Origin of the sequence: Klebsiella sp. GW_Kp182 (assembly GCF_040062275.1) — a bacterium.
In the GTDB taxonomy this organism is placed as follows: Bacteria; Pseudomonadota; Gammaproteobacteria; order Enterobacterales; family Enterobacteriaceae; genus Klebsiella; species Klebsiella michiganensis.
In genome coordinates this window covers 31,991-54,105 of record NZ_JBEAFQ010000012.1, presented here as the reverse complement: position 1 = coordinate 54,105, position 22,115 = coordinate 31,991, and the positions used below count along the sequence as shown (strand labels likewise).

19 protein-coding genes are annotated in these 22,115 nt (G+C 55.4%); 16 read left to right on the top strand and 3 right to left on the bottom strand.

From position 1 onward, the window contains the following. Positions 1 to 90 precede the first annotated feature (90 nt). Both tig and bolA read right to left on the bottom strand, forming a co-directional pair. Complete coding sequence (gene tig, locus ABLU88_RS13335) at positions 91 to 1,389, bottom strand: trigger factor (RefSeq protein ID WP_004848255.1); 1,299 nt, start codon at positions 1,387 to 1,389, stop codon at positions 91 to 93. Between the two features lie 347 nt (positions 1,390 to 1,736). Further along, complete coding sequence (gene bolA / locus ABLU88_RS13330; protein ID WP_004133447.1) at positions 1,737 to 2,054, bottom strand: transcriptional regulator BolA; 318 nt, start codon at positions 2,052 to 2,054, stop codon at positions 1,737 to 1,739. 305 nt (positions 2,055 to 2,359) lie between these two features. Here bolA and ABLU88_RS13325 point away from each other — a divergent pair, with 305 nt between their 5' ends. From ABLU88_RS13325 to ABLU88_RS13290, 8 genes are all read left to right on the top strand, one after another. Further along, positions 2,360 to 2,938: a lipoprotein gene (locus ABLU88_RS13325; protein WP_004848253.1), complete on the top strand. Its 579-nt coding sequence runs from the start codon at positions 2,360 to 2,362 to the stop codon at positions 2,936 to 2,938. A gap of 45 nt (positions 2,939 to 2,983) precedes the next feature. After that, positions 2,984 to 4,459: a muropeptide MFS transporter AmpG gene (gene ampG, locus ABLU88_RS13320; protein ID WP_064357987.1), complete on the top strand. Its 1,476-nt coding sequence runs from the start codon at positions 2,984 to 2,986 to the stop codon at positions 4,457 to 4,459. Between the two features lie 480 nt (positions 4,460 to 4,939). Next, positions 4,940 to 5,887, top strand: coding sequence for a cytochrome o ubiquinol oxidase subunit II (gene cyoA, locus ABLU88_RS13315; protein WP_004848249.1), 948 nt, complete (start codon positions 4,940 to 4,942; stop codon positions 5,885 to 5,887). 19 nt (positions 5,888 to 5,906) lie between these two features. Continuing rightward, on the top strand, positions 5,907 to 7,898 hold the full coding sequence (gene cyoB, locus ABLU88_RS13310; RefSeq protein WP_004848247.1) for a cytochrome o ubiquinol oxidase subunit I: 1,992 nt from the start codon (positions 5,907 to 5,909) through the stop codon (positions 7,896 to 7,898). After that, positions 7,888 to 8,499, top strand: a complete 612-nt coding sequence (locus ABLU88_RS13305) for a cytochrome o ubiquinol oxidase subunit III (protein WP_004099525.1) — start codon at positions 7,888 to 7,890, stop codon at positions 8,497 to 8,499. Before cyoB ends, ABLU88_RS13305 begins: the two co-directional genes overlap by 11 nt. Continuing rightward, positions 8,499 to 8,828: a cytochrome o ubiquinol oxidase subunit IV gene (locus ABLU88_RS13300; protein WP_004099523.1), complete on the top strand. Its 330-nt coding sequence runs from the start codon at positions 8,499 to 8,501 to the stop codon at positions 8,826 to 8,828. Before ABLU88_RS13305 ends, ABLU88_RS13300 begins: the two co-directional genes overlap by 1 nt. Before the next feature lie 11 nt (positions 8,829 to 8,839). Further along, positions 8,840 to 9,727, top strand: a complete 888-nt coding sequence (gene cyoE, locus ABLU88_RS13295) for a heme o synthase (RefSeq protein WP_004129778.1) — start codon at positions 8,840 to 8,842, stop codon at positions 9,725 to 9,727. Between the two features lie 1,117 nt (positions 9,728 to 10,844). Continuing rightward, the gene (locus ABLU88_RS13290; protein ID WP_048261420.1) at positions 10,845 to 11,147 is read left to right on the top strand and encodes a hypothetical protein; all 303 of its coding nucleotides are present in this window, start codon (positions 10,845 to 10,847) and stop codon (positions 11,145 to 11,147) included. Between the two features lie 102 nt (positions 11,148 to 11,249). Here ABLU88_RS13290 and ABLU88_RS13285 read toward each other — a convergent pair whose 3' ends face one another. After that, on the bottom strand, positions 11,250 to 12,008 hold the full coding sequence (locus tag ABLU88_RS13285; protein ID WP_348836705.1) for an IclR family transcriptional regulator C-terminal domain-containing protein: 759 nt from the start codon (positions 12,006 to 12,008) through the stop codon (positions 11,250 to 11,252). A 153-nt stretch (positions 12,009 to 12,161) separates the two neighbouring features. On the opposite strand from ABLU88_RS13285, the gene ABLU88_RS13280 reads away from it, so the two are divergent. From ABLU88_RS13280 to ABLU88_RS13245, 8 genes are all read left to right on the top strand, one after another. After that, positions 12,162 to 12,983, top strand: a complete 822-nt coding sequence (locus ABLU88_RS13280) for a shikimate dehydrogenase (protein ID WP_348836703.1) — start codon at positions 12,162 to 12,164, stop codon at positions 12,981 to 12,983. Continuing rightward, positions 12,980 to 14,656 (top strand): FAD-dependent oxidoreductase, encoded by a 1,677-nt coding sequence (locus ABLU88_RS13275; RefSeq protein WP_119834563.1) that lies wholly within the window; start codon positions 12,980 to 12,982, stop codon positions 14,654 to 14,656. Before ABLU88_RS13280 ends, ABLU88_RS13275 begins: the two co-directional genes overlap by 4 nt. Before the next feature lie 13 nt (positions 14,657 to 14,669). Further along, entirely contained in the window at positions 14,670 to 14,990 is a 321-nt protein-coding gene (locus ABLU88_RS13270; RefSeq protein ID WP_014228174.1) for an NIPSNAP family protein, read from the top strand. Positions 14,991 to 15,000: 10 nt separating this feature from the next. Further along, positions 15,001 to 16,704: an FAD-dependent oxidoreductase gene (locus ABLU88_RS13265; protein ID WP_103814802.1), complete on the top strand. Its 1,704-nt coding sequence runs from the start codon at positions 15,001 to 15,003 to the stop codon at positions 16,702 to 16,704. A 65-nt stretch (positions 16,705 to 16,769) separates the two neighbouring features. Beyond that, on the top strand, positions 16,770 to 17,588 hold the full coding sequence (locus ABLU88_RS13260; protein WP_025107174.1) for a TIM barrel protein: 819 nt from the start codon (positions 16,770 to 16,772) through the stop codon (positions 17,586 to 17,588). Between the two features lie 10 nt (positions 17,589 to 17,598). After that, entirely contained in the window at positions 17,599 to 18,963 is a 1,365-nt protein-coding gene (locus tag ABLU88_RS13255) for an aromatic acid/H+ symport family MFS transporter (RefSeq protein WP_128696768.1), read from the top strand. A 407-nt stretch (positions 18,964 to 19,370) separates the two neighbouring features. Next, a complete protein-coding gene (locus ABLU88_RS13250) occupies positions 19,371 to 20,771 on the top strand; it encodes an MFS transporter (RefSeq protein WP_064377631.1) in 1,401 nt (466 codons plus the stop codon). 92 nt (positions 20,772 to 20,863) lie between these two features. Then, positions 20,864 to 22,042 carry a Gfo/Idh/MocA family oxidoreductase gene (locus tag ABLU88_RS13245; protein WP_047724313.1) on the top strand — a complete coding sequence of 393 codons (1,179 nt, stop codon included), beginning with the start codon at positions 20,864 to 20,866 and terminating at the stop codon, positions 22,040 to 22,042. Positions 22,043 to 22,115: the final 73 nt, after the last annotated feature.

Sequence of the window (22,115 nt, the reverse complement as noted above, 5' to 3'; positions counted from 1 at the left end):
CGCACTCATCCTAAGGCTATCATTGCAATAAAAAAACCCGCAGCCTTTCGGCAACGGGTTTTTGCTCAAACCTTAAACCTTGGGGCGAAATTACGCCTGCTGGTTCATCAGTTCGCTGAAGGAAGTGGCTTTTTCAGACACTTTAGCTTTCGCCAGCACGGCTTCAACGGCCTGCTCTTCCAGCGCGACGTTGCGCATGTTGTCCATCAGCTCTTTGTTTTTGCTGTAGAACTCAACCACTTCTTTCGGATCTTCGTAAGCAGAAGCCATCTCTTCGATCAGGCCTTTAACGCGATCTTCGTCAGCTTTCAGCTCGTTGGTACGAATCACTTCGCCCAGCAGCAGGCCAACAACAACGCGGCGTTTAGCCTGCTCTTCGAACAGCTCACGCGGCAGCTCCAGAGCCTGTTTCTCGTTACCGCCGAAACGCTGAGCAGCCTGACGACGCAGAACGTCGATTTCACTGTCGATCAGCGCAGCCGGAACGTCGATATCGTTAGCTTTAACCAGACCTTCGATAGCCTGAGATTTAACGCGGTTACGCACGGCGCCTTTCAGCTCGCGCTCCATGTTTTTACGCACTTCAGCGCGCAGCCCGGCTACGGAACCATCTTCAACGCCGAAACGTTTGATGAACTCTTCAGTCAGCTCTGGCAGTTCACGTTCTTCAACTTTCTTCAGGTTGATAACGAACTTGGCCGCTTTACCTTTCAGGTTTTCAGCGTGGTACTCTTCCGGGAAGGTCACGTCGATGGTGAACTCTTCGCCAGCCTTGTGACCTTTGATACCGTCTTCAAAGCCCGGGATCATACGGCCCTGGCCCATCGCCAGTACGAAGTCAGAGGCTTTGCCGCCTTCGAACTCTTCGCCGTCAACGGAACCGGTGAAATCAACGGTAACGCGATCTTCTGCATCAACAGCGCCGTCTTTGTCTTTCCAGTTCGCCTGCTGCTTGCGCAGAGTATCCAGCATGGTGTCAACGTCAGCATCGGTCACTTCAACAACCGGTTTTTCAACTTCGATCGCTTCCAGACCCTGCAGTTCAACTTCCGGATAAACTTCGAACTCTACCGCGTAGGTGAAGTCTTCACCCAGCTTGTATTCGCCCGGAACGTAGTTCGGCGCGCCGGCCGGATTAATTTTTTCTTTGATGATCGCGTCAACGAAGTTACGGCTCATCAGGTCACCCAGCACGTCCTGGCGAACAGATGCGCCATAACGCTGAGCAACAACATTCATCGGCACTTTGCCTTTACGGAAGCCGTCAATGCGAACTTTTTTCGCTACGTTGACCAGCTCGCTTTTGACAGCATTCTCGATGCTGTCAGCGGCGATAGTAATCGTTACACGGCGCCCAAGGCCCTGAGTGGTTTCAACTGAAACTTGCATCTTGTTACCTCAAAAAAATCACAGTGCTCGGTCAACTCTGGAAGCGCGAACAGGTTGCTTCGCAGAACCGGGATGCCCTCTTCAAATCAGAAACACATTCCCTGTCGTCAGAATCATCCCGAAGACATTCATAATAAAAGACGCGGCATTATAGCGGCATCACTTTTGTGAGTCGAGAACGGTTGTCGCCCACTGCTGCGGCTTTTTTCACATTTCCCGAGCAAATTTGCCTGTAAATATGCGTGAATTGCACATTTTTCAGGCAAAACAAAACGGCCCGCAGGCCGTTTTCTCATAAATCTTCACGCAACATACTGGAAAAGCTCCAGCGGTTGCAAATGCGATTTCTACGCGATACTTCCAGCCCCGCGACAAGGAGGAGAAGCAAAGACGGTATCCTGTAGCCCTTCCCACTCTTTGATTGTATAGGTATGCAACGCCAGAGCGTGCACGGTGCTTGATAGTTCCTCAGTCAACGTTCCGTAAATCATACGGTGACGATTAAGAAAACGCTCGCCAAGGAAGCGATCGCTCACCAACACCACTTTAAAATGACTTTCAGAGCCCGCAGGAACGTTGTGGCGATAGCTTTCATCCACGACTTCAAGATACACCGGGTCGAACGCTGCCCTAAGTTTTGCTTCGATCTGTTCACGTATCATCATGAATTTTCTCCTCCGACAACGCTGTATTGCCGCCATTCCCTTTAAATGTTAGCCGCTTTTACCGCTTCCATTGGGCGAAAACAACAAAAAATTAGCATTCCTCTGATATTTTCATGCAAAAGTATCGGCTTTAGTGGTTCGGTGTCCTGAAAGCCCTGCCTGCGTTGCGATAAGAGATGCAGTCAGGACAGAAAACGCACAAGGCGATGAATTTACATGCGTTGCCACTTCCCCTTGCCGTTGGCGATGTTATGATGGCGGGAATTTTCCTCATTACCACTCCACCATGCGTTGAGACCCTGAACATGTTTAAGAAAATTCTTTTTCCTTTGGTCGCGCTGTTTATGCTGGCCGGATGCGCCACTCCGCCGACCACCATTGATGTTTCACCGAAAATCACCCTGCCGCAGCAGGATCCCAGCCTGATGGGCGTGACCGTCAGCATTAACGGCGCCGATCAGCGTCCGGATCAGGCGCTGGCGAAAGTCACCCGCGATAACCAACAGGTTACGCTCACCGCCTCCCGCGACCTGCGCTTCCTGTTGCAGGAAGTGCTCGAGAAACAGATGACCTCGCGTGGCTATATGATTGGCCCGAACGGCGCCGTGGATCTGCAAATCATTGTGAATAAACTGTACGCCGACGTTTCTCAGGGCAACGTGCGTTACAACATTGCGACTAAAGCCGATATTGCGATCGTTGCCACTGCCGCTAACGGCAATAAGATGACGAAAAACTATCGTGCCAGCTACTCTGTTGAAGGCGCCTTCCAGGCCTCGAATAAAAATATCGCCGATGCGGTTAATAGCGTCATGACCGATACCATTAGCGATATGGCGCAGGACACCAGCATTCACGATTTCATCAAGCAAAACGCGCGTTAATTTAAGTCGCAGACCCGGCCTCGCGCCGGGTCTGCACGACATGCCATGTCTAATCATTACTTACGCATTTTCACGCAGCCAAAATCAGCTATCCTGCTGATCCTCGGTTTTGCCTCGGGATTACCGCTCGCCCTCACCTCCGGTACGCTGCAGGCGTGGATGACCGTTGAAAACATCGATCTGAAAACTATCGGTTTTTTCTCGCTCGTCGGCCAGGCCTACGTCTTTAAGTTCCTCTGGTCGCCGGTGATGGACCGCTATACGCCGCCGTTTCTCGGCCGTCGTCGCGGCTGGCTGCTGGCGACCCAGTTTCTGCTCCTTATCGCCATTGCGGCGATGGGTTTCCTTGAACCGTCCACGCAGCTGCGCTGGATGGCGGCGCTGGCGGTGGTCATCGCCTTTTGTTCCGCCTCTCAGGATATCGTATTTGACGCGTGGAAAACTGACGTGCTGGCCGCGGAAGAGCGAGGCACCGGAGCGGCAATCAGCGTGCTGGGCTATCGTCTGGGGATGCTGGTCTCCGGCGGGCTGGCGCTCTGGCTGGCCGATCGCTGGCTGGGTTGGCAGGGGATGTACTGGCTGATGGCCGCGCTGCTGATCCCCTGCATTATCGCCACGCTGCTGGCGCCGGAACCCAGCGACGTTATTCCGGTGCCGAAGACGCTGGAGCAGGCCGTCGCCGCACCGCTGCGCGACTTCTTCTGCCGCAATAATGCCTGGCTTATTCTGCTGCTGATCGTCCTTTATAAGCTTGGCGACGCGTTTGCCATGAGCCTGACCACCACGTTCCTGATTCGCGGCGTCGGTTTCGATGCGGGTGAAGTGGGAATGGTGAATAAAACGCTCGGCCTGTTCGCCACGATTATCGGCGCGCTTTACGGCGGCGTGCTCATGCAGCGCCTGACGTTGTTCCGCGCGCTGCTGATTTTCGGCCTGTTGCAGGGGGTATCCAACGCCGGATACTGGCTGCTCTCAATTACCGATAAACACCTTTTCTCCATGGCGACGGCGGTGTTTTTCGAAAATCTGTGCGGCGGGATGGGCACCGCGGCGTTCGTCGCGCTGCTGATGACGCTGTGCAATAAATCGTTTTCAGCCACCCAGTTTGCCCTGCTCTCAGCGCTCTCTGCCGTTGGGCGCGTGTACGTTGGGCCTATCGCCGGCTGGTTTGTTGAAGCCCACGGCTGGCCTACCTTCTATCTCTTTTCCGTCGTCGCCGCGGTGCCGGGGATTTTGCTGCTGTTAATTTGCCGGCGTACGCTGGAACACACTCAGCGCTCAGAAAGCTTTATGCCGCGCACGCGCTTTCCGCAGACCTACGGGCTGGCATTAATTATTCTGGCTGCTGGCTGCCTGATGCTGGCGATTTGGCTGCTGCTGCTGGCGCTCAACGCGCTGGATTACACCAACTTCTCCTTCCTTGCCGGCCTGCTTGAGATCGCCGTACTCACCGCCGTCGCGGGTATTTTACTCGGCGCCTTCCTTGACTATCTGGCATTACGTAAAACCGAGCTGATTTAAATCAGCGCAGAAACGTACGTGGACGTTGTAATTACTAAACGTAATTATAACGTCTTATTAACGATTTTATATTCATCGTAGCCGATTTGTTGTTTTGTGCGTTTTAGATTTCTGGAAATTATTGACAATTTTCATGCGAATCTTTAAATAATTTAACCGATTCAGCTCTGCAGGTTTTATTTTCCGCTTTTACGATGTCTTTTATTTGATAATTAATTGTTAATTATTTGTGTTGTTTTGCGGGTAGTTATGCTCATTCTCTTATAAAGCCTTTCGTTCTTATCCCTTTCGTTATCAATCCCGCCTAAATCAAGGTTTGCAAGCGATAATGTCACACTCCGTAACATATGTGACAGGGCAAGCAGAAGCCGCTAACATAGAGCAGACACAGCTCCAACTATGTTTACAGTAATGCAACCTTCCCGTAAAATGCCCGTACACTTTAAGCGCCACCAGATTCCGTGGAATTGAGGTCGTTCAATGAGACTTAGGAAATACAATAAAAGTTTGGGATGGATGTCATTAATCGCAGGCACTGTATTACTCAGTGGTTGTGATTCTGCACTCCTCGACCCAAAAGGACAGATTGGACTGGAGCAACGCTCTCTGATTCTGACGGCCTTCGGCCTGATGATGATCGTCGTTATACCAGCCGTCTTGATGGCAGTAGGATTTGCCTGGAAGTATCGTGCGAGCAATAAAGATGCGAAGTATAGCCCGAACTGGTCACACTCCAACAAAGTGGAAGCTGTGGTCTGGACGGTTCCTATCCTGATCATCCTGTTCCTGGCCGTTCTGACCTGGAAAACCACTCACGCATTAGAGCCGAGCAAACCGCTTGCTCACGATGAAAAACCTATCACTATCGAAGTCGTTTCGATGGACTGGAAATGGTTCTTCATCTATCCGGAACAAGGCATTGCTACCGTCAACGAAATCGCCTTCCCGGCGAACGTACCGGTACACTTCAAAGTGACCTCCAACTCCGTGATGAACTCGTTCTTTATCCCACGTTTAGGTAGCCAGATTTACGCAATGGCCGGGATGCAGACTCAGCTGCACCTCATCGCGAACGAAGCTGGTACTTACGACGGTATCTCCGCCAGCTATAGCGGCCCGGGCTTCTCAGGAATGAAGTTCAAAGCTATCGCCACGCCGGATCGTGCAACCTTCGATCAGTGGGTAGCGAAAGCCAAACAGTCTGCGAACGCCATGGACTCCATGGAAACGTTCGACAAACTGGCTGCGCCTAGCGAATACAACAAAGTGGAATACTTCTCTAACGTGAAACCAGATTTGTTTAAAGATGTTGTTAACAAATTTATGTCTCACGGTAAGAGCATGGATATGACCCAGCCTGAGGGCGAGCACGCAGCGCACGAAGGAATGGAAGGCATGGACATGAGCCACGCGGAAACCGCTCACTAAGGGGCCGAGGAAGAAAACGATGTTCGGAAAACTTACACTGGATGCAGTGCCCTACCATGAACCCATTATTGTGGTTACGGTGGCTGCAATTATCATTGGGGGACTGGCGCTTCTGGCGGCCATCACTTACTTCGGTAAGTGGTCCTACCTTTGGAATGAGTGGCTGACTTCGGTTGACCACAAACGTCTCGGTATCATGTACGTTATCGTAGCAATCGTCATGTTGCTGCGTGGCTTCGCTGACGCCGTTATGATGCGTAGCCAGCAGGTGCTGGCCTCGGCCGGGGAAGCAGGCTTCCTGCCGCCTCACCACTACGATCAGATCTTTACCGCCCACGGCGTTATCATGATCTTCTTCGTAGCGATGCCGTTTGTTATCGGTCTGATGAACCTGGTGGTTCCGCTGCAGATCGGCGCGCGCGACGTTGCCTTCCCATTCCTTAACAACCTGAGCTTCTGGTTCACCGTTGTGGGCGTGATTCTGGTTAACCTCTCTCTGGGCGTCGGTGAATTCGCGCAGACCGGTTGGCTGGCCTATCCGCCGCTCTCGGGAATTGAGTACAGTCCGGGCGTCGGGGTCGATTACTGGATCTGGGCTCTCCAGCTATCCGGTATTGGTACAACGCTCACCGGTATTAACTTCTTCGTAACGATTATCAAGATGCGTGCCCCTGGCATGACCATGTTCAAGATGCCGGTGTTTAGCTGGGCATCTCTGTGCGCCAACATCCTGATTATCGCCTCCTTCCCAATTCTGACCGTCACCGTCGCGCTGCTGACCCTGGACCGCTACCTGGGCACCCATTTCTTTACCAACGATATGGGTGGCAACATGATGATGTACATCAACCTGATTTGGGCCTGGGGTCACCCGGAAGTGTACATTCTGGTTCTGCCGGTATTCGGTGTCTTCTCCGAAATCGCCGCAACCTTCTCGCGTAAGCGTCTGTTTGGCTACACCTCGCTGGTATGGGCAACAGTGTGTATTACCGTTCTGTCGTTCATCGTTTGGCTGCACCACTTCTTTACTATGGGTGCGGGCGCGAACGTAAACGCCTTCTTCGGTATTACGACCATGATTATCGCTATCCCGACCGGGGTTAAGATCTTCAACTGGCTGTTTACCATGTACCAGGGCCGTATCGTCTTCAACTCAGCAATGCTGTGGACGATTGGCTTTATCGTAACCTTCTCCGTAGGGGGTATGACCGGCGTACTGCTGGCGGTACCGGGCGCAGACTTCGTGCTGCACAACAGCCTGTTCCTGATCGCGCACTTCCATAACGTCATCATCGGCGGCGTGGTGTTCGGTTGCTTCGCAGGTCTGACCTACTGGTGGCCGAAAGCCTTTGGCTTCACCCTGAACGAAACCTGGGGCAAACGCGCTTTCTGGTTCTGGATCATCGGCTTCTTCGTCGCGTTTATGCCGCTGTACGTACTGGGCTTCATGGGCATGACCCGTCGCCTGAGCCAGCAGATTGACCCGCAGTTCCACCCGATGCTGGTTGTTGCAGCCTGCGGTGCGGCGCTGATCGCTTGCGGTATTCTCTGCCAGCTGATTCAGTTCTACGTGTCTATCCGCGATCGCGAGCAGAACCGTGACCTGACCGGCGACCCTTGGGGCGGCCGTACGCTGGAGTGGGCAACCTCTTCTCCTCCGCCGTTCTACAACTTTGCTATCGTTCCTGTCGTTCACGAGCGTGACGCGTTCTGGGAAATGAAAGAAAAAGGCGACGCGTATAAGAAACCGGCTGGCTATGAAGAGATTCATATGCCGAAAAACAGCGGCGCGGGCATCGTGATTGCTGCTTTCGCAACGGTGTTTGGTTTCGCAATGATCTGGCATATCTGGTGGATGGCGATTGCAAGCTTCGTCGGTATCCTGGTGACCTGGATTATTAAGAGCTTTGACGAGGACGTGGATTACTACGTGCCGGTTGCAGTAGTCGAAAAACTGGAAAATCAGCATTTCGATGAGATTAACAAAGCAGGGCTGAAAAATGGCAACTGATACTCTTGCGCATAACGCCCACGCGCACGAACACGGGCACCATGATACAGGACCGATGAAGGTATTCGGTTTCTGGATCTACCTGATGAGCGACTGCATTATCTTCGCCACTCTGTTCGCTACCTATGCCGTTCTGGTGAACGGCACGGCGGGCGGTCCGACCGGTAAAGATATTTTTGAACTGCCGTTCGTTCTGGTTGAAACCGCGCTGCTGCTGTTCAGCTCCATCACCTACGGCATGGCGGCTATCGCCATGTACAAAAACAACAAGAGCCAGGTGGTTTCCTGGCTGGCGCTGACCTTCCTCTTCGGGGCTGGGTTCATCGCGATGGAACTCTATGAATTCCATCACCTGATTGTTGAAGGTATGGGCCCGGATCGCAGCGGCTTCCTGTCAGCGTTCTTCGCGCTGGTCGGCACCCACGGTCTGCACGTGACCTCTGGTCTGATCTGGATGGCGGTGCTGATGGTTCAGGTTTCTCGTCGCGGCCTGACCAGCACGAACCGCACCCGTATCATGTGCCTGAGCCTGTTCTGGCACTTCCTGGACGTCGTGTGGATCTGCGTGTTCTCTGTTGTTTATCTGATGGGGGCGATGTAATGAGTCATTCTACCGATCATAGCGGCGCTTCTCACGGCAGCGTGAAGAGCTACATGACAGGTTTCATCCTGTCGATCATTCTGACGGTTATCCCGTTTGCAATGGTGATGAGTGGATCTGCATCGCATGCGGCTATTCTGGGAACCATCCTGGTCACTGCGGTTGTGCAGATTGTGGTACACCTCGTGTACTTCCTGCACATGAACAGTAAATCGGACGAAGGTTGGAACCTGACCGCATTTATCTTCACCGTAATCATCATTGCTATCGTAGTTGTCGGCTCCATCTGGATTATGTGGAACCTGAACTACAACATGATGATGCACTAAGAGCGGCGAGTATGTTTAAGCAATACCTGCAAGTAACGAAACCAGGCATTATTTTTGGCAACCTGATCTCCGTGATTGGCGGTTTCCTGCTGGCCTCCAAGGGCCACATCGACTATCCGCTTTTTATCTGGACGCTCCTCGGAGTATCCCTGGTGGTCGCCTCGGGTTGTGTTTTCAACAACTATATCGACCGTGATATCGATCGTAAGATGGAACGGACGAAAAACCGGGTGCTGGTCAAAGGGCTGATCTCGCCAGAAGCTTCGCTGGTATACGCCACCCTGCTGGGTATTGCTGGCTTCATGCTCCTGTGGTTTGGCGCGAATCCCCTGGCCTGCTGGCTGGGGGTGATGGGGTTCGTGGTTTATGTCGGCGTTTACAGCCTGTACATGAAGCGCCACTCCGTCTACGGCACGCTGATTGGTTCTCTCTCCGGCGCTGCGCCGCCGGTGATTGGCTACTGCGCGGTTACCGGTGATTTTGACAGCGGTGCCGCGATTCTGCTGGCGATTTTCAGCCTGTGGCAGATGCCTCACTCTTACGCTATCGCGATTTTCCGCTTCAAGGATTATCAGGCAGCGAACATTCCGGTACTGCCGGTAGTGAAAGGCATTTCGGTAGCGAAAAACCATATCACCGTTTACATCATCGCTTTCGCCGTTGCCACGCTGATGCTCTCCCTGGGCGGCTACGCTGGATATAAATATCTGGTTGTCGCTGCGGCGGTGAGCGTCTGGTGGCTCGGAATGGCGCTGCGCGGTTATAAAGTGGCGGATGATAAAGTCTGGGCGCGTAAGCTGTTCGTCTTTTCCATCGTAGCCATTACCGCGCTGTCGGTGATGATGTCCGTCGACTTTATGGTGCCGGATTCACACAACCTGCTGACCATGGTCAGATAGTGTCTCTCAATGGCGTATCGCACGATACGCCATTACTTATTTCCCCCTGTTAATCTCGCATCGCCGATGGTTGTAAATCATTCTCCCCACCCTATTATTCTGAGATTGTGCCCTCAACCCTCTCAACGCTTTCTCTGCCCCTGGCTAAATTCCGCTTCAGCGTCCTCGATCAAAGACGCCCCCCGTACATGCCTTTCTCCGCTTACTGCCGGAACGCGTTTAGCCATACTGATGCGATAATAGTCACGCAGTACTGCCAATTCGTTTCGACAAATAGCCGCATCAGATTCATCAGCAGCAATTCATTATCCTGCAGCCATCGTTTATTTAGATGAATTAAAATTGGTTTTAACGCTGGTACTGTCAATAAAATGAGCACTATATACCGGCTAATGATTCCGTTGTTTAACGAATCATCGCTAAGCACGGTTTTCCCACTGCGGTCGGCAATGGTATCTTTGAGATATGAATCCCGCCGCCGCGCTACCCCGTACGGCGCCGAGTGGTTTAGCTGCATATATACGGTAAATAAATTTATTGTGCGCAAAATAGTATAAGAGATATATCGCGAAATTTTTGTTTCGTCGAACGCTGACGTCATTCGGGTTAGCAAACCATAGACAGGCTCTCGTTCATTCAGCGGGCTGCGCTTCCTTCATTCCCGGTGGGCGAATGTGAAATCGAAAATTAACATATTAACGTGAGGTATGGTGCCAGGGTGATGTTCTCATGCCCTCCCCTCCTCCGCACGAACAGGCGGTCTTTTGCCATGAATATTTTTCTCTCCGGTTCATATAGCATCTCTATTGAACAATAGTAAAGTTTTCAATGAAAAAAAAGCTGTCCGTCTTATTTCCGCCTGCAACCACTTTCAGCGCGTTTTTCTTTATAAGGCCCTCATGCAATTTCACATTAAAGCCAGATGTGCCGAATAAAAAATTCATACTCATGGCTTACGCCGTTATCTCTGAAGAAAACTTCATTTTATTAAATTTGTATGAAATTGAATATTTCACATATTAATACTCTGGATTAACATAATTTAAGAGTGTTAGTATTTCTTCCGTGGGTAAGAGACCCACTAATAAAAATTAATCAAACTTAACAAGGAATACCAATGAAAGAATTAACTATTGGCGAAATGGAATCTATTTCTGGTGGTTTTAATGTGTTCGGCAGCATTGCTAACAGCATTTCCAGCATTATTAATAATACAGCAAGCCATCTGAGCGATTTTATTACCTCCGCAGGTGCTACCATCGCCAATGCCATCGTTAACGATACCATTGCGTTCGGTGATTACCTGAGCGGCACATCTACGTGGCAGGATTTCGTTGCCTCAAGCAACGAAAACTGGAGCAATTCTGTGCACGACCTGTCGGGCGAGTGGAACACTTTCACTAACAGCATCACCGCCTAATATCGGTTCGTCATTCTCAGGGCAGGATTCTTCCTGCCCTTTTTTTTGCCTACCGTAAGCTCTCTCGGCACGAGGATGAGTGAATCGTCTGCGCCTTTGGTTTTAACCCACCAGCATCGCCTGAGCGCTATAGAGCAAATCCAGATGATCGCGGCATAGTGCCTCAATCGAGGTTCTTGACTGATGGCTGGTTAAACTCAGCGCTCCCCAGTAAAGCCCTTCCCGATCTGACAGCGGCACGGCCAGGACCAGCATGCCAATTTCAAACTCCTGCTCAATCGCGGCGTATCCCTGGCGACGAACCTGAGCGATCTTTTCCATTAACGCCGCCACGTCCGTCACCGTATAGGGCGTACGCTGCTCGCGGCGGATCCGCTGCAAAACGGTTTCACACTCGGTTTCCACTAAGGAAGCCAGCCATAGTCGCCCTCCGGCGGTACAGTAAATCGGCACTCTCTCCCCCAGACGCACTGAAGTCGAGTTAAACGGCGTGTGTTTACTGCGGGCGATATACACCAGCTCGTCATCATCTATCACGCCGACCGAAGCGTGCTCTTCCGTCCGACTGGCGATGTACTCCACGATCGGTCGTACCATGCGTGGGAACTGCGCCGAATCGACATACGCCTGCCCCAGCCTTAACGCTTTAGGCGTTAGCCAGTAATGACGTCCGTCGGTTTGCAGATAGCGCTCGTGCAGCAGGGTAAGGAAAAAGCGCCGCGCGGCGCTTTGCGTCAGGCCGCTCATTTTCGCCGCCTGCGGCACGGTGAGCCGGGGGAACTCTTTTGAAAATAGCTGGATCAGCGCCAGCCCTTTTTGCAGGCCGACGATCAGATCGCGGGTATGAATCTGGTTTTGCATACTTGTTCACACTTTCGCAACAATACAATCAGTTTAGCGCGATTATCGCAGTGGTAGTGCGATTAACAACCAGTATGGCCGAATTCTGCGTTGTCGCTCTCAGCTTCCGCTGAAATACTTTCACAACATTCATTTAACAAAATGAGGTTTGAAATGGTCAGTGGATTCACTCAGGTCGTCGCCGTCATCGGCCACCCGATTACCCAGGTTAAGTCGCCGGAGAATTTCAACCGCTTCTTTGCTGACCAGCAGTTGGACAGCGTGATGATCCCGGTTGATATCGCCCCCGAAGCCGTTGCTGACTTTCTGCAGGCCCTGCGCGGCTGGCACAACATGAGCGGCGTCCTGGTCACCGTTCCGCACAAACAGCGGGCCGCCGCCCTGGTCGACGAGTTAACCCCGCGAGCTCAGCACCTCAATGCCATTAACGTCATCCGTAAGCTGGCCGATGGCCGTTTACAGGGCGATATGCTAGACGGCGTCGGTTTTCAGCTTGCCGCAGAGGCGCACGGCTTTAGCGCCGCCGGTAAAAAGGGGCTGCTCTCCGGCTGCGGCGGTGTGGGCAGCGCTATCGCGTGGGGGCTTTGCGAAGCGGGTATCCGCCAGCTGGCCCTTTATGATCAGAATCCCGCCCCCCTTCAGCTGCTGCATAACCGGCTGGCCACCCATTTTCCGCACGTTCATCTCGTCGACCTGCCCGCTACGCTTGCCGGCCTGGATTTGCTGGTGAATGGTTCCCCGGCGGGAATGGCCGGTTTCGAGCCGTTGCCGCTGCCGCAGACGCTGCTGGAAACCCTTCCGCTATCCACGCATGTCGCTGACGTGGTGACCGCCCCGATCATCACCCCGCTCCTCGCCTTCGCCCGGGATCGCGGCTGCGCGATCCAGACCGGGCCGGAGATGGCGCTGGCGCAGATGAAACTGATGGGGCAATTCATCGGCGCCATTGCGCTGGAACAAGGAGCGGCGGCATGAAAGGCTGGGATGTCATCGTTATCGGCAGCGGCGCCGCAGGCTTTGCCGCGGCGGTGACCGCCAGCTGTAAGGGACTGTCGGTACTGATGCTGGAAAAAGCCCCGCAGTTTGGCGGCACCTCCGCCATTTCCGGCGGCGCGGTGTGGATCCACGATAGCGATCAGGCGCGGAAAATGGCCGTGGGCGGCAGCCCGCAGGCTATCGAAACCTATCTGCGGACGATTATCGGTGAGCCTCATTATCGTCAGGATCTGGTGGATGCCTTTATCGCTTCAGGGCGTGAGGCGCTGGCGTTTCTTGAAAAAGAGGGCGCGGTGAAATATAGCCTGCGCCCGCTCTCTCCGGATTATTACCCGGATGAGCCCGGCGCCGTCGATGTCGGGCGGGCGCTGGAGGTGGTGGAGTTTGACGGACGGGAACTGGGTGCGCATTTTCGCGACCTCCGCTCTCCCCCACCGGGAATGCTGTTGTTTGGCGGGATGATGGTTAACCGGGTTGATATCCAGCACTTTCTCGATATGCGCCGCTCCCCGCGCTCGTTCGCGCACTGCTGCAGACTGCTGCTGCGCTTCGGTCGCGATCGCCTGCGGTACCCTCGCGGTACCCGCCTGGCGATGGGCAACGCGCTGATCGCCCGCATGGCGACGCTCGCCTTTCGCAAAGGTATGCAGCTCAGGCTCAACGTCAACGTGCTTTCGCTGAGCGAACGCAATGGCGAGGTGACCGGTGTAGTAATTGAGCGCGAGGGTCAAAAGCAGGCTCTTGAAGCCCGCTGCGGGGTGGTACTGGCAGCGGGTGGTTTTGCCGCAGGTAGGCTGGCTGAACGCTATCGCCCCCAGACCCGCGAGCACTACACCATGTCCCCCGCCGCCAACGACGGCGCCGCGCTGCGCCTTGCCGCCGCGGTCAATGCCCGGGAAGGGGCTGACCTGCCGTCTAACTTTTTCTGGGCGCCGGTCTCGGTTTTACAGCATCCCGACGGCACGCAAGAGCGCTTCCCTCACCTGGTCACCGATCGCGCCAAACCCGGGGTGATTGCCGTCAACCAGCGCGCGGTGCGCTTCGTGAACGAATCTAACTCTTATCACCACTTCGCCAGCGCCATGCAAAGCCGGGCAGAAAATGCGCCCTGCTTTCTGATTTGCGACGCCCTGGCCATGAAGCGCTACGGCCTCGGCCTGGCGCGCCCTGCCCCGGTCAATAACGACGCGCTGGTGAAAGCGGGCTATCTGCATAAGGCCGATACGCTGCCTGAACTGGCGCAGCGGCTCGGCCTGGATCCGCAGACGCTCGCTGACACGGTGGCACGCTACAACCGCGATGCCGCTCAGGGCCTCGATCCGGCGTTCACCAAAGGCGGCAACAGCTATAACCGCGCGATGGGCGACCCCGGCCACCGGCCAAACGCCTGTAACGCTCCGCTGACCCGCGCGCCGTTTTATGCCGTCACCCTCTATACCGGCGATCTCGGTACCTCGCGCGGCCTGGTCACTACCGCCGATGCTCAGGTCATTAACCAGCACGGTGAGCCGATCAAAGGCCTCTATGCCGTGGGTAATGATATGGATTCGATGATGGCCGGAACCTACCCCGGCCCAGGTATTACGCTCGGTCCGGCGCTCACCTTCGGCTATCTCTCAGCCAGCCATATGGCGCAACAACACGCACTATAAACAGGAGAAAATCATGATCTATGAAAAACGCACCTACACCATCAATCCGCTGAAAATGGCCGACTGGCTGGCGCTGTACAAAAGCGATGCTTACGCCGTGCAAACCGAGCACCTCGGTAAGCTCATCGGCTTCTTCTTTACCGAAATTGGCGTGGTCAATCAGGTGGTGCATATCTGGGCCTATGAAAGTCTGGACGATCGCCTGGCGCGTCGGGCGCGCATGACGCAGGACGAACGCTGGCTGACGTTCTCGCGCAAAAACCGCGAGCTGGCCGCCGTCGAGCGCCTGGAGTCGGTGCTTCTGCGCCCCACTGATTTTTCACCACTGCAATAAGGAGAGGGTCATGAGCGGGCAGATGAACGTGGATGTTCTGGTCGTCGGCTCCGGCGCGGCGGGGCTCTCTGCCGCCGTCACCGCCGCGCTCGGCGGCGCCAGCGTACTGGTTGCGGAGAAAGAGTCGGTCATTGGCGGCACCAGCGCCTGGTCCGGCGGCTGGCTGTGGATCCCGCGTAACCCGCTGGCTCGTGAAGAAGGGATTGAAGAAGAGCCCGGCGCGCCGCTCGCTTATTTACGCCATGAAATGGACGGTGAGCCTGCCGATGCGCGTCTGCTTGCCTTCTTACAGTACGGACCGGAGATGATCGACTTTTTCCGCCGCCGTACCGCCGTGCAGTTTCTTTCCGGCAGCAAAATGCCCGATTTTCACGCTTCACCGGGCGCTGCGCTGGGCGGCCGCTCGGTCACGGCGCAGCCTTTTGACGGACGGCTGCTGGGCGACTGGCTGCATCGCCTGCGGCCTCCGCTGGAGACCATCAGCCTTGCGGGTATGGGCATTGCCGGCGGCACGGACATGGCGCACTTTTTCAACGCGACCCGCTCACCGGGCTCGGCGCTGTATGCGACCCGCCGCCTGCTGCGTCACGGCTGGCAGCGGCTGCGCGCCGGTCGCGGACAGCATCTGGTTAACGGCAACGCGCTGGTCGCTCGCCTGCTGCGTTCGGCGCTGGATGCGGGGGTTAATTTTCAGCTTAACGCGCCGGTAGAACGTCTGCTTGCCGACAACAACGGCGTTGCAGGCGCGATATTACGCAGCGACGGCGGCGCGCTGGAGGTTCGCGCCGGCGCGGTGATCCTCGCCTGCGGAGGCTTTCCTCACGACAGGCAGCGTCTGGCCGAAAATGTGCCGCACGCCGCCAGCGGCTACGGCCACTTCTCCGCCGCGCCCCCGGGCAATCAGGGGGATGGCATTCGGCTCGGCGAAACGGTCGGCGGCCAGTTTGATACCTCACTCAGGCACGCCATGGCCTGGGCGCCGGTGTCGCGCGTTACCCTCGCCAGCGGACTGCAGCTGCCGTTCCCGCATCTGGTTGAGCGCGCCAAGCCCGGCTTTATTGCCGTGTTGCCCAACGGTAAACGCTTCACCAATGAAGCCGACTCTTATCATGATTTTATTGCCGCGCTGCTGGACGCGACGCCGCCGGACGAAACGCCGCAGGCGTGGCTAATTGCCGACGGCCGTGCGCTGCGGCGCTACGGATTGGGCCATGCTCGCCCCTTCCCGTTTACCCCCGAGGCCTGGCGACGGACCGGCTATCTGTACGTCGGTGAGACGCCGGAAGCGCTGGCGAAAACATGCGCCATCAATCCGCAGCAGCTAACGGAAACGATCGCCCGGTTTAACGGCTTTGTAGACCAGGGAGAGGATAAGGATTTTCAGCGCGGCGCCTCGGCCTATAACCGCGCGCAGGGTGACGCCAGCCGCTCGCCCCACCCCACGCTCGGGAAACTCAGCCATGGGCCTTTTTATGCGGTACGTATATTGCCCGGCTCGCTGGGTTCCTTCAGTGGACTAATCACCGATGAAAATGCCCGTGTTCTCAACGCGCAGCGGCAGCCGATCCAGGGGCTTTTCGCCATCGGCAACGATATGTCGAGCGTGATGCGGGGATTCTATCCCAGCGGCGGTATCACGCTGGGTCCGGCCATGACTTTTGGCTATCTGGTCGGAAAAAACCTGGCAGAAAATCTCAATAAAACAACGCAGTAAAAGCATTCCACCAGGGACGGCAATACGCATAACAACAATCACCTGCAACTGTACTGGAGTCCTTTATGAACATGCGAACCCTCTCACTCGCCGCGCTTACCCTCCTCGACGTTCCGCCGCCGGAACAGGTACGCATTGCGGCCCAGACCGGATTCACCCACGTTGGTCTGCGCCTGCTTCCCGCAACCCCGTCAGATCCGGATTACGACATGCTCGGCGACACCGCCGCCGTACGCGATACCCTGGCGGCGCTGATGGAAACCGGCGTTCGCGTTTCGGACGTTGAGATCGTCCGCCTGACGCCCGATTTTTCAGTGGACGCTCGTTTGCAGCTTTTTCTTACTACCGCCGCGCGCCTTGGCGCAAAGCAGGTTTTAGTGGCAGGAAACGATGATAACCGCGCGCGCAGCGCGGGAAATCTCGCCCGGCTTGCCGAAGCCGGCCAGGAGCATGGATTAACCATGAACCTGGAGCCCATGCCCTGGACCCACCTGCGCACCATTGCCGAAGCCCGGGCGCTCATCACCGCCAGCGGCCGCAGCGATATCGGTATTTTGATTGACGCTATTCACTTCTGGCGGGCCGGCGAATCCCTGTCCACGATCGCGGCGCTACCGCAAAATTGCCTCAACTATATGCAGCTTTGCGATGCCTCACCGCAACCCCCCGCTGACGAGCAGGAGCTGATTTACCAGGCCCGCGCCGCGCGCCAGGTCCCCGGCGAAGGCGGACTCGACCTGCACGGTCTGATGGCGGCGCTTCCGGCCACGCTGCCGGTATCCATCGAGGTCCCGCTAAGCGGCGATCGGGGTGCGCTGCCGCCGCTCGCTCGCGCTCAGCTGCTGTTTAACGCCGCGCAGTCCTACCTGCGCCCTTGCGCATAAGGAGAGTCCCATGACACAGACTCAACGCCTGGACGTCAGGGAGTTAATCAACGCCAATCCGCTAAGCCGCTTTCAGAAGCTGGTGGTGTTTTTAGGCTTCTGCGTTATCGCGCTGGACGGCTTTGATATCGCCATCATGGGATTTATCGCCCCGACGCTGAAGCAGGAATGGGGAGTAAGCAATCACCAACTCGGTTTTGTCATCAGCGCCGCGCTGATAGGCCTGGCGCTGGGGGCCATTTTCTCCGGGCCGCTCGCCGACTGGCTGGGACGGAAAAAAATTATCATTAATAGCGTCTTCTTCTTCGGCTTCTGGACCATCGCCACCGCCCTTTCACAAAATATTGAGCAGATGATGGTTTTCCGCTTCCTGACCGGGCTGGGATTAGGCGCCGCCATGCCGAATATCGGCACCCTGGTGTCAGAGTATGCGCCGGAGCGCCAGCGCTCGTTCCTGATTACGATTATTTTTTGCGGCTTCACCTTTGGCGCGGCGGCGGGCGGTTTCTCCGCATCCTGGCTAATCCCGCAGTTTGGCTGGCACTCGCTGATGCTGCTTGGCGGGATCCTCCCGCTGCTGTTCGCTCCGGTCCTGATCTGGCTGTTACCGGAATCGGTGCGTTTTCTGGTCGTTAAGCGCGCGCCTGCCGAACGTATTCGGCGGATTATGCAACGCCTCTATCCGGGACAAATCCCCGATGAGGCCGAGTTCAGCCTCCCGGCCCAGCCCGTCCAGGCAAATGCCATGCGCATCGTTCTCTCCCGCCAGTATCGCTTCGGTTCGATGATGCTCTGGCTGGTTTACTTTATGGGGCTTTTTTTGGTTTACCTCCTCGGCAGCTGGCTACCGACGCTGGTAAAAGAGGTGGGCTTAACGGTCGGCCAGGCGGCGGTAATGACCGCAATGTACCAGGCTGGGGGAACCCTTGGCTCGCTGTTTGCGGGCTGGCTAATGGACCGGATCAACCCACATCGGGCGCTCGGGCTGATTTACGCGGTTGGCGGCCTGTTTACGATGGCGATGGGCTATGCCGCGGCAAGCTTTGCGCTCATCTGCCTGCTGGCGTTTATCAGCGGAGCCTGCTTAAACGGCGCCAATACCGGCATGAACGCGCTCTCCGCCCGCTACTATCCTACCGAAGCACGGGCTACCGGCTCCAGCTGGATGCACGGCGTTGGCCGCATGGGCGCGATCCTGAGCGCCTTTGCCGGGGCGGAGATGCTGGCGCTGAATATCAGCTTCGAAAGCGTTTTCCTGATCCTTGGCATTCCCGCCGCGATAACCGTCGCCGGGCTGGCGGCCAAAGGTATTTTCGCGGCTGTCCCGTCGGCAAGGGCCACCGCGTCAACCGCGCCCGTCAGAAGTACATTTTAAACGTTGACGCTAAGGCAGGCGTGTTTCAAAAACACGCCTGCCCAAAAAAGAAAAATTAATTTCATTTAAATGAATAATGAAAAAGAAAAATGCCATGCAGTATCGATTCACTTCACAAAACCACAGTGCAAAATCATTAAATACATACAAGAAACAAATCAAACGTCGCCCAGAAAAACACTTAATAACCTTATCAATCAGAATGGCTTGATAGCTGTAACCAAAAAATTTACGGCTCAATTTTTACGGTTTTTCGATCCGCCTCGCATATACAGAAATTAAATTCCAAACAAACATTGAAATGAAATAAATATTTCCTTATGTTCTGGCTGATATTCAGGATAAGGTCGTGCCGGTGGAACTGGCGCAGAGGTCCTGACTTGTCCTTCCAGACAAAGGAATTGACCATGAGTGAACAGCAGATTCTTCTCTCTCCCGCGGCAGCACGCGGCGATAAGCTAAGCTGGGCTACCCGAATCGCTTACGGCGGCGGCGATACCGCTTGTAACGTCGTGTTCGGCATGATCGGCACGGTTTTAACCCTGTTTTATACCGACTATGTCGGCATCAGCATCGCCACCGTTGGCCTGGTGATGCTGATCTCACGTCTGTTTGACGGCGTTTCCGATGTCATCATGGGCCTGATGGTGGAACGCACGAACTCTCGCTGGGGTAAATCACGCCCCTGGCTGCTGTGGATGAGCGTGCCCTACGCCGTATCGGCAATTTTACTGTTCACCGTCCCGCAGACCACCGGCACGCTGCAGTTTCTCTATCTGCTGGTCGCCTATAACTTCTGCACCACCGTGTGCTATACCGCCATCAACCTCCCCTACGGCAGCCTCTCTGCGATGATGACCCGCGCCTCCTGGGAAAGGGATATGCTCAGCATCACCCGAATGTCGATGTCGCCTTTTGGTCGTATTCTCGCCGTTGCCTGCACTTTGCCGCTGGTGAAGTACTTTGGCGACGATCAGGCCGCGTGGATCAAAACCATGTCTATTTGGGCTTTTCTGGCGCTGCTGCTGTTGCTGTTTTGCTTTTATAAATGTGAAGAGAAGGTGGTCATCAAAGCGCGAGAGAAACAGGGAAACGTACCGGTAAAAACCCAGCTTTCCGCGCTTTTTCGTAACCAGTACTTCTGGGCCAGCGCCCTCCTGTGGACCGCGCAAAGCGTGTACTATACCGTGGTAGGGATCGCGCTGCCTTACTACTGCCGCTACGTGCTCGGCGACGATACCTTCTATAGCTCCATTTTCGTTGCCGAAACCGCCTGCATTATTATTTTCACCTTCCTGAGCTCCGTGCCCATCCGCAAATACGGTAAACGCAACGTTGCCCTCTGCGGTATCGTGCTGGCGACCATCGGCCAGGTGCTGTTTATGTTTAACTCTGATGATTACCACTGGGCGCTGGCAAACGCGATTATTCGCGGTATTGGCTTCGCCCCGCTGAACGCCGTGCTGTTCGGCTTCTGCGGCGATGCCGTCGAATTCGGCCAGTGGAAAACGCGCGTCAGACAGGAAGGGATGATCTTCTCCGCCGGTTCCGTTGGGACGAAACTCGGCGCAGGTATTGCCGCCGCGGTTATCTCCGGCCTGCTGAGCATGGCGGGTTACGTCAGCTCCAGCAGCGGATCCGGCGTTCAGCCGCAAAGCGCTATCGACATGATTAACCACGTTTATCTCTACGGCTCTTTCTTCCTGTGGATCGTGGTCATTATCACCCTGCTGTTTTATCGCCTGGATAAGCAATACCCGCAGATCATGCATGACCTGAAAGAACGCGAAGCCCGTGGCGAGATGTAAAACCTTAGAACCAGGCCCGCGCTCGGCGAGCGCGGGTACACAGAAGAACATCTGAAATCCGTAGGATCTCTATCATTGAGGAGTGCACCATCATGTTAAACGGCATGAAACCCTTATCCCGCTCCCTGCGCTGGGGCATGGTCGGCGGCGGCGGCACCAGCCAGATTGGCTACAGCCACCGCTGTGCGGCGCTTCGCGACAACGTCTTTACTCTGCTCGCCGGCGCGCTTGATATCGATGCCGAGCGCGGTCGTCAATTCGGCGAGCAGCTCGGCATCGCTCCTGAACGCTGCTACGCCGATTACCAAACGCTGTTCGCGGAGGAGGCCAAACGCCCTGACGGCATTGAAGCCGTATCGGTAACGACGCCGAACAATACTCACTTCGCTATCACTAAAGCGGCGCTTGAAGCCGGGCTGCACGTGATTTGCGAAAAACCGCTGTGCTTTACCGCCGACGAAGCGCGCGAGCTGCTGGCGCTAAGCAAAAAGCAGAATAAAATTATCGGCGTCACGTACGGCTATGCCGGGCACCAGATGATCCAGCAGGCGCGACAGATGATAGCGGAAGGGATGCTCGGCGAGATCCGCATTATTAATATGCAGTTCGCCCACGGTTTTCATAATGAAGCCGTTGAGCTGCAGGCTGAATCCACCCGCTGGCGGGTAACGCCCAAATATGCCGGCCCTAGCTATGTGCTGGGGGATCTGGCGACCCATCCGCTATTTATTGCCGAGACGATGGTGCCGAACCTGAACATCACCCGCCTGATGTGCGCGCGTCAAAGCTTCGTCAAATCTCGCGCGCCGCTGGAAGATAACGCCTTTGTGCTGATGGAATATAACAACGGCGCCGTTGGCTCACTATGGACCAGCGCGGTCAACAGCGGCGCGATGCACTCGCAAAAAGTCCGCGTCATTGGCGAAAAAGCCAGCATCGAATGGTGGGATGAGCGTCCAAATCAGCTCAGCTATGAGGTACAGGGCGAACCGGCCCGCGTCCTCGAGCGCGGGATGCCCTATCTCAGCCAGCAGGCGCTGGCGGACGACCGCATTGGCGGCGGTCACCCTGAAGGGCTGTTCGAGGCGTGGGCCAACCTCTATCGCCGCTACGCTATCGCCATCGACGCGATGGATCGCGGGGACCAGGCGTTCCTGGAGACCTTCTGGTATCCGGACGTCGAAGCCGGTCTTCACGGCGTTTACTGGGTTGAGCAGTGCGTCAAATCCGCCGACGCAGGCGGCCAGTGGGTTGACTTTAACTGCCAATAACCGCTGAACACCAGTGGAGGCCCCTCCACTGGTTTTTTCTTTCTACCGTACTCACCTCATCATGCAACACAGT